Origin of the sequence: Bradyrhizobium sp. (assembly GCF_035484855.1) — a bacterium.
GTDB lineage: Bacteria > Pseudomonadota > Alphaproteobacteria > Rhizobiales > Xanthobacteraceae > Bradyrhizobium.
Map to the genome: position 1 here is coordinate 51,145 of NZ_DATHOP010000101.1, position 14,005 is coordinate 65,149.

Annotated in this window: 12 protein-coding genes; 9 read left to right on the forward strand and 3 right to left on the reverse strand. The window is 62.8% G+C overall.

What is annotated here, in order from left to right; genetic code table 11:
- The gene (locus tag VK804_RS11940) at window positions 1–1,191 is read left to right on the forward strand and encodes a CaiB/BaiF CoA-transferase family protein (RefSeq protein ID WP_325371019.1); all 1,191 of its coding nucleotides are present in this window, start codon (window positions 1–3) and stop codon (window positions 1,189–1,191) included.
- Window positions 1,192–1,320: 129 nt separating this feature from the next.
- Entirely contained in the window at window positions 1,321–2,115 is a 795-nt protein-coding gene (locus VK804_RS11945) for an enoyl-CoA hydratase (RefSeq protein WP_325371020.1), read from the forward strand.
- 19 nt (window positions 2,116–2,134) lie between these two features.
- Here the strand turns inward: VK804_RS11945 and VK804_RS11950 are convergent, their stop codons facing one another.
- Window positions 2,135–3,226, reverse strand: a complete 1,092-nt coding sequence (locus VK804_RS11950; RefSeq protein ID WP_325371021.1) for a hypothetical protein — start codon at window positions 3,224–3,226, stop codon at window positions 2,135–2,137.
- 151 nt (window positions 3,227–3,377) lie between these two features.
- On the opposite strand from VK804_RS11950, the gene VK804_RS11955 reads away from it, so the two are divergent.
- The 7 genes from VK804_RS11955 (at window position 3,378) to VK804_RS11985 (ending at window position 12,108) form a co-directional block, all read left to right on the forward strand.
- A complete protein-coding gene (locus VK804_RS11955; RefSeq protein ID WP_325371022.1) occupies window positions 3,378–5,090 on the forward strand; it encodes an ABC transporter substrate-binding protein in 1,713 nt (570 codons plus the stop codon).
- A gap of 18 nt (window positions 5,091–5,108) precedes the next feature.
- Window positions 5,109–6,026, forward strand: coding sequence for a sugar ABC transporter permease (locus tag VK804_RS11960; RefSeq protein ID WP_325371023.1), 918 nt, complete (start codon window positions 5,109–5,111; stop codon window positions 6,024–6,026).
- A complete protein-coding gene (locus tag VK804_RS11965) occupies window positions 6,023–6,904 on the forward strand; it encodes a carbohydrate ABC transporter permease (RefSeq protein WP_325371024.1) in 882 nt (293 codons plus the stop codon). The genes VK804_RS11960 and VK804_RS11965 overlap by 4 nt, the downstream gene beginning before the upstream one ends.
- Window positions 6,905–6,946: 42 nt before the next feature.
- The gene (locus VK804_RS11970) at window positions 6,947–7,864 is read left to right on the forward strand and encodes a sugar ABC transporter permease (RefSeq protein WP_325371025.1); all 918 of its coding nucleotides are present in this window, start codon (window positions 6,947–6,949) and stop codon (window positions 7,862–7,864) included.
- Window positions 7,861–8,754: a carbohydrate ABC transporter permease gene (locus tag VK804_RS11975; protein WP_325371026.1), complete on the forward strand. Its 894-nt coding sequence runs from the start codon at window positions 7,861–7,863 to the stop codon at window positions 8,752–8,754. The genes VK804_RS11970 and VK804_RS11975 overlap by 4 nt, the downstream gene beginning before the upstream one ends.
- Before the next feature lie 390 nt (window positions 8,755–9,144).
- On the forward strand, window positions 9,145–10,803 hold the full coding sequence (locus VK804_RS11980) for a thiamine pyrophosphate-binding protein (RefSeq protein ID WP_325371027.1): 1,659 nt from the start codon (window positions 9,145–9,147) through the stop codon (window positions 10,801–10,803).
- 60 nt (window positions 10,804–10,863) lie between these two features.
- On the forward strand, window positions 10,864–12,108 hold the full coding sequence (locus VK804_RS11985) for a CaiB/BaiF CoA transferase family protein (RefSeq protein WP_325371028.1): 1,245 nt from the start codon (window positions 10,864–10,866) through the stop codon (window positions 12,106–12,108).
- A 24-nt stretch (window positions 12,109–12,132) separates the two neighbouring features.
- Here VK804_RS11985 and VK804_RS11990 read toward each other — a convergent pair whose 3' ends face one another.
- The gene (locus VK804_RS11990; RefSeq protein WP_325371029.1) at window positions 12,133–12,474 is read right to left on the reverse strand and encodes a DUF4387 domain-containing protein; all 342 of its coding nucleotides are present in this window, start codon (window positions 12,472–12,474) and stop codon (window positions 12,133–12,135) included.
- Window positions 12,475–12,477: 3 nt separating this feature from the next.
- On the reverse strand, window positions 12,478–13,875 hold the full coding sequence (locus tag VK804_RS11995) for an acyclic terpene utilization AtuA family protein (protein WP_325371030.1): 1,398 nt from the start codon (window positions 13,873–13,875) through the stop codon (window positions 12,478–12,480).
- Window positions 13,876–14,005 lie beyond the last annotated feature (130 nt).

Consider the following 14,005-nt stretch of genomic DNA (forward strand, 5'->3'; position numbering starts at 1 on the left):
ATGTCTTTCACGCCCGCCTCGAAGGCGCTCGCCCGTTTCAAGGTGCTCGATCTGACGCGGGTGCGGGCGGGACCGACCGCGGCCCGGCAACTGGCCGATTGGGGCGCCGACGTCATCAAGATCGAGCTTCCCAAGGGACTCGACGAGAGCGACATGGGCGGACCGCGGCACGGGCCCGATTTCCAGAACCTGCATCGCAACAAGCGCAGCCTGACGCTCAATCTGAAGGAACCCGACGGCATCGCGATCTTCAAGAAGATGGTGGCAACAGCCGATGTCGTGATCGAGAATTATCGCCCGGACGTCAAGTTCCGTCTCGGCATCGACTATGAGACGATTCGTGCGATCAACAAGCGCATCGTCTATGGCTCGATTTCCGGCTTCGGCGAGGACGGCCCCTATCGCGAACGGCCGGGTTTCGATCAGATCGCGCAAGGTTTGGGCGGGCTGATGTCGATCACGGGTCTTCCCGGCCAGGGTCCGGTGCGCGTCGGCATTCCCGTCGCCGATCTCGGCGCCGGCATCTTCTGCGCGATGGGAATCCTAGTCGCGCTCCTGGAGCGCGAGGTTTCCGGCGAGGGGCAGTGGGTGCAGTCGTCGCTCTTGGGAGCGCAAATCTCGCTCCTGGATTTCCAGGCGGCGCGCTGGCTGATCGCGAAAGACGTTCCCGGCCAGGCCGGCAACGACCACCCGACCAGCATCCCGACCGGCGTGTTTCCGACCAGCGACGGCCACATCAATATCGCCGCCGCGGGCAAGCATATCTTCAAGCGCTTCTGCGAGACGCTCGGGCTCACGCAACTGCTCGACGATGCGCGCTTCGCCGAGGATGCGGCGCGCTCGAAGAACCGCGCCGCCATCAATCAGATCATTTCCGAGGTGACGAAGCAGCAGTCGAGCGTCGATCTTATCGCCAAGCTGAACAAGGCCGGCGTGCCCTGCGGCCCGATCAACCGCATGGACGAGGTGTTCGCCGACCCGCAGGTGAAACATCTCGGCATGGCCGCACCCGTGCATCAGGACGTGCTCGGCGATATCGCCGTCGTCAACCAGCCGATCAAGCTCAGCCGCACCCCGGGGAAAATGGTACGTGGCACCCCCGAGAAGGGTGAGCACACCGAGGAGATTCTCAGTGAATACGGCTATGACGACAAGGCGATCGCCGCGTTTCGCGCGCGCAAGATCGTTTGAACCCACAGCCGTCATTGCGAGGAGCGAAGCGAACGAAGCAATCCAGCTTTCCATCGTTTTGCTCCAAAGCTGGATTGCTTCGTCGCAAGTGCTCCTCGCAATGACGAAAATAAACATCAGGAGGATGCCATGAAGACCTCGACCGAGCGGATGCTCGCCAAAAAGGACGGGCCGGTCGGCTGGATGCAGTTCAACAATCCGGCGCGACATAACGCCGTGTCGCTCGACATGTGGAAGGCGGTGCCGGAAATCATGGCCGAGTTCGAAAGCGACGACCAGATCCGGGTGGTGGTGCTAAGCGGCGCCGGCGGCAAGGCGTTCGTCTCCGGCGCGGATATTTCCGAATTCGCCGAGAAGCGTTCGTCGAAGGAAAGCGTCGAGGAGTACAGCAGGATTTCGGGGCTGGCGAACGCCGCCATCATCGACTTTCCCAAGCCGACGATAGCGATGATCGAGGGCTATTGCGTCGGCGGCGGCCTCAGCGTCGCGCTGTGCTGCGATCTTCGCATCGCCGCGGAAAATTCCCGCTTCGCGGTTCCGGCCGCCAAACTCGGGCTTGGTTATGCCTTTGAGGGCATCAAACGCCTGGTCGACGTCGTCGGCCCGTCATTTGCCAAGGAGATCTTTTATACCGCGCGACAGTTCGATGCGACGGAAGCGCTGCAGATGGGGCTGGTCAATCGCGTGGTCCCGACCGCCGACATCGAGACTTATGTGCGCAATTATGCCGGGACGATCGGCGGCAACGCGCCGCTGACGATCAATTCGGTCAAGCTGTGCGTCAACGAAGCGGTCATTGATCCCGACAAGCGCGATCTCGTCGCGGCACAAGCCGCGGTCGATGGCTGTTTCGCCTCCCACGACTATGTGGAAGGACGAACCGCGTTCATGGAGAAGCGCAAGCCGGCGTTTCGCGGACGCTGAGCGCAAGCGCGAAGCGAACTCAGCTGTTCTCGCCATCGGCGAGGATGCTTTGTGCGACCACGCCCACCGCCAATTGGTCGGCCGGCTCGCCGCCGATCAGCGCCATGTCCATGGTATAGGCGCCCAACTCGCACATCACCTGCGAAGCGATATCGCCGAGCGGGACGAATTCCCGGGCCAGATATTCGAACTGGGCGCGCGCCTGAAGCAGTGTGGTTTTCGGCACCACTGCGTTGTGTTCGCCGACCAGCAATACGGGCTGGCCCCACTGTGCCGAAAGTCTGCTCGCGCCCGTTTCCGAACTTCGGGGCATGGCGCCTTCGGCGCCATCATTGGCTCCGCCGGCTTGATTTCCGAGTTGGCCGATCCGATCGAAGGCGGAGCGAAGCTCGGCGCGCTTGGCTTCGAGTGCCGCCAACTTCTCCCTGAGCGCGTCGTGCTCGCGCTCGGCGACGACGCGAAACGCCGCGAGTTCGTCGTCCCGCGCCTTCAGCCTCGCCTGCAGGCCGATCCGTTCGCCGTCAAAGGCAAGGCGAAGCCTGTGCAATTCCGCCTCGTGGGCCGCCAGCCTTAAAGCGCCGTCCGCGCGTTCGCGCTCAAGCCGGCTGCGCAGATCGTCGCCTTCCTCGCCACGCGCCTGCAGGCTCGCCTGCAGCGTTTCATGCTTCTGATCGAACGCCTGGCGAAGGTCGATCAGGTCCTGCTCGTGCGCAGCTCCTTCGGCGGCGCGTTCCTCGCGTTCGCGGTGCAGCGTCTCGCGGAACTCTGAAAGCTCGTTCTCCCGCACCGCCAGCGTCATCCCAAGCGCGTCGCGTTCGGCCAGCACCGAGGCGGTGATATCGAGGTGCCCCTCGACGTCATGCTTGAGCCTGTCGCATTCGGCTTCCAGCGCGTCGGCATGACGGCTCAGAGTTTCATACTTGTATCGCCAGAGTTCCTGTTCATCCGACGACGCGGCCAGGCGCGCGGTGAAGCTTTCCAGGAGATCCGCCGCGCGCTTCAAATAAGCCGCGTTGTAGCCCGTGGCCATCATGTCGGAAAATCGCCGCAAGAAACCGACGGTTTCCGCGACATCGGGCGTCTGTTCGGACGTCACGGGCAGGTCGGTCATCAAGCTAGCTTTCTCAAACGCCGTGGCCAAACGCGAGATAGATCGCGCTGCGGTCCCGTCAAGGTGCGATTCTGGCCCAATTGGTCAGTTTGGCTTACCGACGGTTCTTGCGGATCGGTGGCGGCAAAAATAGGGCGTCGGCGTCGCCGCAATGGCCCGATCAACAATCCTTGCCAAGGGACTGCGGTCAAGCCGCTGCGATCATCAACCTGTATCCGGTCGCCGTTTCCCGAAAACCGGACTATTTCGGCACGGGCCCAATCAAAATGAAAATGGCTTGATGGCGGCTACCCAAGGGCCAAAACCGGATTTGCGCGTAGCACAAAACCTGCGGCCGATTTCTGCCAAGTCGAATTTCAATCGAGACTACAGTCTCATTGACATCGCATGGGCCGTTTGCGAGCATCAGCGCCGGTTGTTTGCCTACATCATACCAACGAAATTTGGGACGCTTCGAAAGAGTAGCGCTCCGCATGGGAGGGTGATGGGAATGGACAAGTATAGCCGGAGATCGGTGCTGCGCGGCTCCGTTGGATTCGCTGCCGCGACCGCCCTGGGTAAACCGTATATTGCCAATGCTGCCGCTACGACCGCGACCGTCTGGGTCAACCAGGGGTTCGTGAAGGCGGAGGACGATGCCTTCAAGCAATTGGCCGCGGACTACATGAAGGCGAGCGGCAATACGCTCGACTACAGCATCATGCCGTTCCAGGCGCAGAACCAGAAGACGGTCTCTGCGCTGACCAGCGGCGACGTCCCCGATCTGGTCTTCATGGACGCGCCGCAGTCCATCATTCCGCAGAACGCGTTTGACGACAAGCTGGTCGATGTCAGCGACATCGTTAAGCCTTATGAAGCGCAGCTTTCGAAGACGGCCAGGGAATGCTCGACTTTCTATAACAAGACTGCAAAAGCCCACAGCTACTATCTTGCGCCGATCAAGCAGGCCTGCATACCGTTCCACATCTGGGGCAGCCTGGTCGAGAAGGCCGGCCTGAAACTGTCCGATGCGCCGAAGACGTGGGATGCGTTCTGGGATTTCTTCAAGCCGGCGCAAAAGGAACTTCGCGGCAAGGGCATGCGCAAGATCTATGCGCTTGGCCTGCAAATCACCACGGTCGGGCCCAACGACGGTAACGGCCTGTTCGCGGCCTTCGTGATTGCCAACGGCGGCACGATGGTCACGCCGGATGGTAAGTTGCACACCGACGACCCGAAGGTGCGCGAAGCGGCGATCAAGTCCGTCGCCTACCTGACCGACGCCTACAAGCAGGGCTTCGTACCGCCCGAGGCGCTGAGCTGGAACGATGCGGACGACAACAACGCCTTCCATGAAAAGGTGTTCCTCGTCGACTTCGACGGCACGATCTCGACCGAGCTGGCGATGATCAAGGACACGCAGGCCTATATGCATGACATGGTCACCATGGGTCTGCCCAACGGCAACGACGGCCAGCCGATGGCGGCGCAGGTGAATGCCGGCGGCGGCTTCATTCCGAAGGGGGCGAAAAACGTCGAGGTCGCCAAGGACCTCATGAAGTACTGGATGCAACCCAAGGTCATGAACGACAACCTGAAGGTGGGCCTTGGACGCTGGGTGCCGGCGATGCCGCAGATCGTCAAGGATGACCCGTGGTGGCTCGATCCGGCGGACCCGCATCGCCCCCCCTATGTGACCGAGGCAGTGCTGGGGCCGACGACTTCGAACTACGAAGGGTTCAACCCCGCCTGGGGCCAGGTGAGCGCCGAGCAGCTCTGGGGGCAGGCGCATGCTGACGTCATCAAGAACGGCATGACGCCGGAACAGGCGATCGACAAGGCATTCAAGCGAGCGGAGGCGATCTTCTCGGCTGTCACGTTCTGACAGCCTCACGAGGGCCACATGAGCATAACCCAGCAGGCGCTTCCGGTTGGACGGCGCCTGACGACCGTTGCGATCAGGCGGCCCGCTCGACGCGGCGGCCTCTATGGCTCTGACCGTCTCTGGGCCGTCGCGTTCGCGCTGCCCTACGTCCTCATCTTCTTTGCGTTTGTCCTCTATCCCGTTGTCTACGGACTGTGGATGGGCAGCGATCCGGCGCTGTATCGCCAGCTCTTCGACGATCCGCGCTATCTGACGGCGGTCATCAATACGCTGTTGTACGTGGGCATCGGCGTGAACGCGAAGATGGCGTTGGCCTTCCTGCTGTCCGGCTTCTTCATGCGCAAGGGATGGTGGGTCAAAGCGGTTCTGGTCATCTTCATCCTGCCCTGGGCGACGCCGGCGCTTCCCGCCTACATGTCGATCCACTGGTTCCTGAACGGACAGTGGGGGATGCTGAACAATGTGCTGTATTTGCTGACCGGCATCGACGGACCGGTCTATTTGAACTCGCACTGGATGGGGCTAGGCGCCAACATCGGCGCATATATCTGGAAGAACCTGCCGTTCTGGACCTTGATCCTGCTGTCCGGTCGCATGGCGATCCCGCAGGAACTTTACGAAGCCGCCGCGGTCGACGGCGCGAGCGGCCTGCGTCGCCTGACCCATGTAACCCTGCCCCTGATGGCGAACCTGTATATCGTCTGCGTGCTACTCGATACCGTCTTCGCGCTCGGCGATTTCAATGCCACCTACTTCGTCTCCGGCGGGGGCCCGGCGATGTCGACGGAGGTGCTCGCCACGCTCGGCATTCGCTATGCCTATACGGTTTCCCTCCCCCGGCTCGGGGTGGCGGAGGTCATGACCGCCTTGCCGGTATTGATCCCCTTGATCTTCATCTTGATGCGCAAGCTGCGCATGTCGGAGCAGCAGCTGTGAGCGTCGCTCGCGCCCGGCATCTTCCGCCATGGCGCTACCGCGCGCGTCGCCGCGCCGTGGAAGCCGCCTGCATCTTGCTGGGCATCGTGCTGATCGTCTGGTCGCTGGCGCCGATCTACAACATGGCGGTCATCGCGCTTTCGAGCCACGACGCCATCTTCGCGGGCACGATCTGGCCGGAGAACCCGACGCTGGACAGCTTCTATGTCGTGTTCACCGAAGGCTTCTGGTACCTCGAACATTTCTGGCATCAGTTCGGCAACAGCTTTTTCGTCGGACTGATGACGATGTTCCTCACATTGCTGATCGGCTCGCTCGCCAGCTTCACCGTCGGACGGATGCGGCTTCGCAACGGCTGGCTGCTCACGAACGCCGCGCTGATGACCTATGTCATTCCGGCGTCGTTCCTGGCGATTCCGTTCTACAGGATCATGCAAATTTACGGACTGACCAACCATTTGTGGGCCGTGGTCGCCGCCATCACCACATTCGCCACGCCGTACGCGATCTTCATCTTCTCGCAGTACGGCAAATCGATCCCGATGGAGCTTGACGAGTCGGCGAGGATCGACGGGGCGAACCCGCTCCAGATCTATCTGTTTATCTACCTGCCGCTGATGGCGCCGGCGCTGGTCGCAGTCGGTACATATGCGCTGCTGCTCGCCTGGAACGAATATCTGTACAATTTCCTGATGCTCTCGACGCCAGACAGCATGACAGTCGCCGTCGCCCTGGCGCAGTTCCTGAACAGCGACGAATCGCCCTGGAACCTGATGATGGCGACGGCGATCGTATATGCGCTGCCGCCGCTGATGATTTACTACATGTTCCGCCGGAATATGGCGGCCGGCCTGACCATGGGCGGCGTGAAGGGATAGACTTGAAGGGATAGATTTGGGTCCGATTCCCTGCGGGGCACGATGAGCAGCACGCAGCAGGTTCTGCCGCCCCAGACTCCTGCACCTGCCGGCCAGGCCCGCCGTCCCCGCCGGCATTTCCGCCTGCAAGGCTCGGACATCGCCTGGGCAATCGCTTTCGTCATTCCCTATGCGGTGGTATTCGTGGCGTTCATCGCCTACCCCGTCGTGTTCGGCCTGTGGATGGGCAGCCGGCCGGCGCTTTACACCTTGTTGTTCTCCGACCCGCGCTACATCGACACACTCGTCAACACGCTGCTGTTCGTTTGCATCGGCGTGAACGTGAAGATGTTTCTTGCCTTTCTGCTCTCCGGCTTTTTTATGCAGCGACGCTGGTGGGTGCGGGCGCTCCTGGTCGTGTTCTTGCTGCCCTGGGCGCTGCCGGCGCTCTCCGTCTTCCTGTCGATCCATTACATGCTGGTGTCCCAATGGGGGCTCCTTGACAGCCTGTGGTCCGCGGTGACCGGCGCAGACGGCCCTCTGTTCCTGGTGTCACGAGGCATGGCAATGGCGGCTAACATTCTCGCCTATATCTGGAAGTGGCTGCCATTCTGGACACTGATATTCCTGAGCGCGCGGATGGCGATCCCCAAGGAAATCTATGAAGCGGCTGCGATCGATGGCGCCACCGGCATCCAGCAGACGGTCCATGTAACATTCCCGTTGATGGCCAATGTCTATCTTGTGGCGACGCTGCTCTCTGCGCTCTGGACGTTCGGTGATTTTCCGACCGTCCATTTCGTCTCTTCGGGTGCGCCCGCGCGCACCACGGACGTGCTGGCAACCTACGGCTTCCACCAGGCGTTCAGCTTTGGCCATCCGGAGCTGGGGGCGGCAGCTATGATGTCGGCTTTGCCGCTCGTCATCCCCGTCGTTATCCTCTTGATACGGCGCCTGCACAGGACCGGCGTGCAACTATGACCGGCCGACCCGTCATCAGCGGCGTGGCCGCCGCAGATCTCACCGCGCGCCGTCGTTACCGCAACGGACGGCGACTTGCCGGCGGCATCGCCGGTGCGGCCGTGGGCGTCGTACTGCTGATCTGGACGCTGCTACCGGTCTACAACATGGTCCTCATTGCGCTCGATGACGATGGCGACGAGTTCACCGGCAGCCTCTGGCCGCAAGATCCATCGTTGGACAGCTTCCGTGCGGTCTGGACGCAAGATCATTGGTATCTGGAACATTTCTGGCATCAGTTCGGCAACAGCATATTTCTCGGCGTAGCCACCATGGTGCTCACTATGGTCATCGGCTCGCTCGCCAGCTTTGCGATCGGGCGGATGCGGCTTCGCCGTGGCCAGCTAATTGGTGACGCCGCGCTACTTACCTACATTCTGCCGACGGCCATCCTGATCATACCGTTCGTCCATATCATGCATGCTTACGGGCTCTCCGACAGCCTCTGGGCGGTGATTGCTGCTTACGTCGCCTTCGCCACGCCGTACGCCGTCTTGATCCTGCACCAATACGGCAAGCTGCTGCCGATGGAGCTCGATGAGTGCGCCAAGATAGATGGTGCTTCACCTGTCCAGATCTATCTGCGCATCTACCTGCCACTGATGACACCGGCGCTCGTAGCGGTCGGCGTATATGCTTTGTTGCTGGCGTGGAACGACTACCTCTACCAGTTCATGCTGCTTTCATCGACGCGCAACATGACCGTGGCGGCGGCCATCGATCAGTTCTTCGACAGCGACGAGGCGCCATGGAACTATATGATGGCGGTCGCTCTGGTTTATTCCCTGCCGCCGATCGCGATTTACATTGCGTTGCGCCATTTCACGTCCTTTGACCGGGTGCGTAGCTAGCTCCGAGTCGAGGTTACCCCCGCGAGCTGACTGTTGAGGCTAGACCCGGGGCGTAAAGGGCCATGCCCGGACTCAGCGCAACCGCCAATTTAATCGCCTCTCCAGTGCCGAAAGCCAGCGGCTCGCATCTCAAAGCATCAGCCATCCGGCATAAATCGGCCATTTCGTGGCACGGGACACGGAAGATGTCGCAATTGGGGGTCATTTCCGGACTCAGCCACGACGTCCATTTTACCCCTATGAACCGATATCGCCAGCCTGACTGCTTACTTCCAGAAAGTGCCAACAGCGCCCGAACGCATGGCTCGGCTGAACGCACTGCACTTTCGCGACGCCGCCATCTATGCATAATCTCGGGCCAAAGAACAATAAATCACAAAGGGGGAAACCATGGGCGAAGTCGACGGCGCGACCCTGATTGCGCGGAGCCTCAAGCAGCAGGGCATCGATCACCTGTTCGGGATCGTTGGGTTTCCGGTCACCGCGATTGCCGTGGCGGCGCAGAAGGAAGGCGTCGCCTATCTCGGGGTGCGCAACGAGCAGAGCGCGGCCTATGCGGCGGCGGCCTACGGATATCTCACCGGCCGCCCCGGCGCCTGCCTCACCGTGACCGGTCCGGGCGTGGTGCACGGTCTGGCGGGTCTCGCCAATGCCCAGCAGAACTGCTGGCCCATGATCCTGATCGGCGGCGCCTCGGAAACCTACCGCGGCGGCATGGGTGCGTTCCAGGAGGAGCGACAGGTCCTGATCGCCTCGCCGTTCTGCAAATTCGCGCACGGCATCGAAAGCGTGCACCGCATCCCCTACTATGTCGAGATGGCAACCCGGAACGCGATCTACGGCCGCCCCGGCGCCACCTATCTCGACATGCCCGACGACATCATCAGGGGCAAATGCGACCTCGACAAGGTCGTCGAGGTCGAGCGCGTCGGCGAACCGCCGCGCATGGTGGCGCCGGCGGAAAACGTCGAGGCGGCGCTGAACCTGCTCGAACGGGCCGAGCGACCGCTCGTTATCCTCGGCAAGGGCATGGCGTGGTCGCGTGGCGAGGACGAGGTCCGCACCTTCCTCGAGCGCACGCAAGTGCCGTTCGTGCGCTCGCCGATGGGCAAGGGCGTCATGCCGGACGACCATCCGCTGTCGGCAAGCGCTGCCCGCACGCTGGCGCTGCAGCAGGCTGACGTGGTCTTCCTGATGGGCGCGCGGTTCAACTGGATCTTTCATTTCGGCCTGCCGCCGCGCTACGCGAAGGACGTCAAGATCATCCAGCTCGACATCTCACCCGAGGAGATCGGCCACAACAAGCCGACCGAAGTGGCGCTGGTAGGCGACGGCAAGGCCATCGTCAGCCAGCTCAACAAGGCGCTCGACAAGCGTCAGTGGTTCCATGCCAAGGACTCGCCGTGGCGGCAGGCGATTGCCAAAAAGACGACCGATAATGCGGCGCAAATCCGGCCGCAGGTCGATGACGATGCTGCGCCGGCCGGCTACTACCGCGCGTTGCGCGACGTCGCCGCCTGGATGCCACGGGACGCAATCCTGAGCGCCGAAGGCGCCGGCACCATGGATATCGGCCTGACGCAATTGCCGAGCTTCAACGCTCGGTCCTGCCTCAATGCCGGCACCTACGGCACGATGGGGGTCGGCCTCGGCCAGGCCATCGCCGCCTGTGTGGCGCATCCCGATCGGCCGGTGGTCCACCTCTCGGGCGATTCCGCGATCGGCTTTTCCGGCATGGAGATGGAAACACTGGTGCGCTACAACCTCCCGGCCAAGATCGTCGTCCTGAACAATGGCGGCATCGGTCCCGGCATGCCTCAGATCCCGGACAACCCGATGTTCAATCTCAAGCCCAACGCGTTGATTTATGGCGCGCGCTATGACCGGGTGATGGAAGCTTTCGGCGGCAAGGGATTCTTCGTCCAGGACCCGAAGGATATTCGCGGCGCCCTCGACGAGGCGATGAAATTTGACGGTCCCGCGCTGGTCAATGTCATGATCTCGCAGGGGTCGACCCGCAAGGCGCAGGACTTCGCCTGGCATAGCTGAGTGATGCATCAAAGCGCCGCAGCGGGGATGGCCCGCGGCGCGATACCGGGAGGGTTCGCCATGCAGGAACAGGTAAGGCAGCCGGACGCCGCGACCGGGGTTCAGCCGGCGCTCAAGGGGATCAAGGTGCTCGACCTCACCCAGTTCGAGGCGGGACCGTCCTGTACCGAGGCGCTGGCCTGGCTCGGGGCCGACGTCGTCAAGGTGGAGGAGCCGCAGCGCGGCGAGCCGGGGCGCTGGGGAATGACCGATCGGTCCGACGCCGATTCGCACTATTTCATCTACTATAACCTCAACAAGCGCAGCGTTACCTGCAATCTCAAGAGCGAGGAGGGCAAGGCGCTGCTGCGGCGGATGATCGCCAAGGCCGATGTCGTGATCGAGAACATGGCGCCCGGCACCTTCGCCCGCCTGGGCTTCGACTATCCGCGGCTGAGCGCGCTCAATCCGCGACTGATCTTCGCCCAGGTCAAGGGCTTCGCGCCGGAGAGCCCGCACGCGAACTACCTGTCCTTCGACATGATCGCCCAGGCGATGGGCGGCACCATGGGGGTGAACGGCCATCCTGGCGAGCCGCCGGTCCGGCCGGGCCCGACCATCGGCGATACCGGCACCGGCATGCTGTGCGCCATGGGCATTCTCGCCGCACTCTACCAGCGCATGACGACCGGCCGCGGCCAGCACATCCAGATCGCCATGCGCGATGCGATGCTGAACTACTGCCGCACGCCGATGAGCCGCCAGGCCGCGCGCGAGGACCAGCTGCCGCGCGGCGGCAACACGGTGCCCGGGACCGCGCCGGGCGGCCTCTACAAGTGCGCACCGGGCGGGATCGACGACTGGTGCTACATCTTCGCCTCGCGCGGCAACGGGGAGCATTGGCGGCGGCTGGTGAAGGCGATCGGCCGCGAGGACCTGTTCGACGATCCGCGCATGGTCGACGGCCCCACCCGTGCCCAGCACCGCGCGGTCGTGGATGCGGCCATCACCGACTGGACGTCGAAGCGCACCAAGCAGGAGGTGACCCGGGTCATCGCCGGCGCCGGCGTTCCATGCGGCGCCGTCATGACCACGCTCGAGCTGCTGAACGACCCGGACCTGCACGCGCGCGGCATGATGCAGACGATCGAGCATCCGATACGCGGGCCGGTCACCGTGCCGGCTTGGCCGCTCAGGATGTCAGACACCAAGGTCGCGCTGAAATGCGCGCCGGTTCTCGGCGCGGATTGCGAGGCGATCTATGGCGAGTGGCTCGGCTGCACGGCCGACGAGGTCAGGGACATGCGGCAAGGCAAGGTGATCTGAGGACCGCGATCGCGGCGGCGCGGGTCAATCGGGGATCGGAACCTCGAGGCCGAGCAGCGGGCCGTATTGCTGGCTGCCGAAGATATCCGCATCGCCGGGGCTGCCGCTGGTCAGGTGGCGCTGGATCGTGAACTTGATGGCGAGCGCGGGGTCGAACTCGACATAATCGGTGATCCGCGCCTCCGGTATCGAGAGCAAGCGGCTGACCGCGGTTTTCGACACCACGCCGCTGGCGCGCACCAGATCGAACGCCGCGCGTTCGCGGAAAATGATGTCGAAGGTGATCTTGTCGACGCCGGCATTCTTGCTGCGGATGGTTTTGGCGAGATCGACCAGCGGCACAGTCTTGCGCGGCGCCTGTGTCACGGCTCAAACTCCCACATTGATCAGATGGGTCGGAAACAGTTCCAGTGGGTGAACCATGCGCAGCGTATGGTTGACGGTCCAGCGGTAGGCTGGGCTTGCCGGCAGCACCTCGTCCAAAATGAAGGCGACGCCGCCTGCGGTGCCCCTGACGTTCGGCAGCCGCGCATAGAACATCTGGCGCGTTCCGATCATGCACAGTTCCTCGGCCATCGCCTTGGTTGGGGCCACGCCTTGCACGACGACGCACAACTCGTGGCCGGGCGTTTTGCGTAACGGCTCCATCTCGCCCATGATCCCGTCACGGCCATAGACGGTGTAGGTCAGCTGGTAGCCCGCGCCCGGCGGTCCGAAGCGCTCCTCGGCCTGGGCGCATGCCCACGCAATGACGGCGTCGACATTGGCGATCGTGTAGGGGTCGCGGATGCCAACCATGCCCACATAGCGCTCGCCGAGCTTGCCGGATCCTTCGAGCTTGACGCGAAGCTCGGACGCCGGCACGTAGCTTGGCCCGGTCACACGCGTCGTGCGCTCGTCGAACTGCTCATAAACGCACCGGCCCATGTCGATGTGGCCGCCGACGAAATGCTCGAAGAACGGATTGGAGCGCTCATACATTGCGTGCGCCGCAACGGATGCCACAGTGCAGCGTTGCCCGGGCAGCATCGCGGTCACCTTGATGTCTTCGTGGGTGATCTCGCCCAGAACCGACTCTTTGCCGCCGTAGGGCTCGGCGCAGAACGACGCACATTCCAAAATCTTGCCATAGAAGTAGGCAAGCGCCTCGGGATATCCCGCCCGGATCGCCGGCGCAGCGAAGATCGCGCAGTCGCTGCTGCGACCGCCGATGATGACATCGGCGCCGGCGTCGAGCAGCTTGATGAACGGATGCACGCCGGCCATACCGACGATACGGTCAGTCGCATCGAGGTCATCGAGCGTCAGATCTGGCCGGCCGTCGAGCCCATGGACCGCGTCGCCGCTGGTTATCGCCCGGCGAATCCGCTCCTTGTCGACCTCGGAATAGAAATAGCCGAGCTTGAATGGGCCGAGCCCATGCTTGCGGGCAAGCTCCCGGACGATGCCGACAAACAGGTCGACCCGGCTGTTCGCGCCCGTGTCGCCGGCCGAACCGATGATCATGGGGATGCCCAACCGACGCGCGCCCAGCAGCATTTCTTCAAGATCGTGGGTCTGCCACGCCAATGGGCTTGCGGTTCCATCCGAACCAAGCGGCACGGGGCCGATGTCATTGCTGCCCGAGTCGGCACATATCAGGTCGGGCGCGACGTCGAGCCCGCGCCGAAAGCTGGCCGTTTTCAAAGGCGCGAAGCCCAGGTGGCCGTTGGGACAAACGATCCGCAGGCCGGCATTGGCGCCGCGGCCCGCAGCGAGTTCAGTCATGGTTTCTTTCCTGGAGTCGTGCTTCGGAAAGTAGCGTGGGTTGGTGGCCTCAATGTCGCGATGGTTGCGCGTCGGCGATGTCGTCTACCCTCGTGTCCGGTGCGGGTCAAACGGAGACCAGCATCCCCCC

What these genes read in the sequence shown, in the direction of transcription:
- VK804_RS11940 (WP_325371019.1), top strand. Translation starts at nt 1, where the DNA reads ATGTCTTTCACGCCCGCCTCGAAGGCGCTCGCCCGTTTCAAGGTGCTC.
- VK804_RS11945 (WP_325371020.1), top strand. Translation starts at nt 1,321, where the DNA reads ATGAAGACCTCGACCGAGCGGATGCTCGCCAAAAAGGACGGGCCGGTC.
- VK804_RS11950 (WP_325371021.1), bottom strand. Translation starts at nt 3,226, where the DNA reads ATGACCGACCTGCCCGTGACGTCCGAACAGACGCCCGATGTCGCGGAA.
- VK804_RS11955 (WP_325371022.1), top strand. Translation starts at nt 3,378, where the DNA reads ATGGCCCGATCAACAATCCTTGCCAAGGGACTGCGGTCAAGCCGCTGC.
- VK804_RS11960 (WP_325371023.1), top strand. Translation starts at nt 5,109, where the DNA reads ATGAGCATAACCCAGCAGGCGCTTCCGGTTGGACGGCGCCTGACGACC.
- VK804_RS11970 (WP_325371025.1), top strand. Translation starts at nt 6,947, where the DNA reads ATGAGCAGCACGCAGCAGGTTCTGCCGCCCCAGACTCCTGCACCTGCC.
- VK804_RS11975 (WP_325371026.1), top strand. Translation starts at nt 7,861, where the DNA reads ATGACCGGCCGACCCGTCATCAGCGGCGTGGCCGCCGCAGATCTCACC.
- VK804_RS11980 (WP_325371027.1), top strand. Translation starts at nt 9,145, where the DNA reads ATGGGCGAAGTCGACGGCGCGACCCTGATTGCGCGGAGCCTCAAGCAG.
- VK804_RS11985 (WP_325371028.1), top strand. Translation starts at nt 10,864, where the DNA reads ATGCAGGAACAGGTAAGGCAGCCGGACGCCGCGACCGGGGTTCAGCCG.
- VK804_RS11995 (WP_325371030.1), bottom strand. Translation starts at nt 13,875, where the DNA reads ATGACTGAACTCGCTGCGGGCCGCGGCGCCAATGCCGGCCTGCGGATC.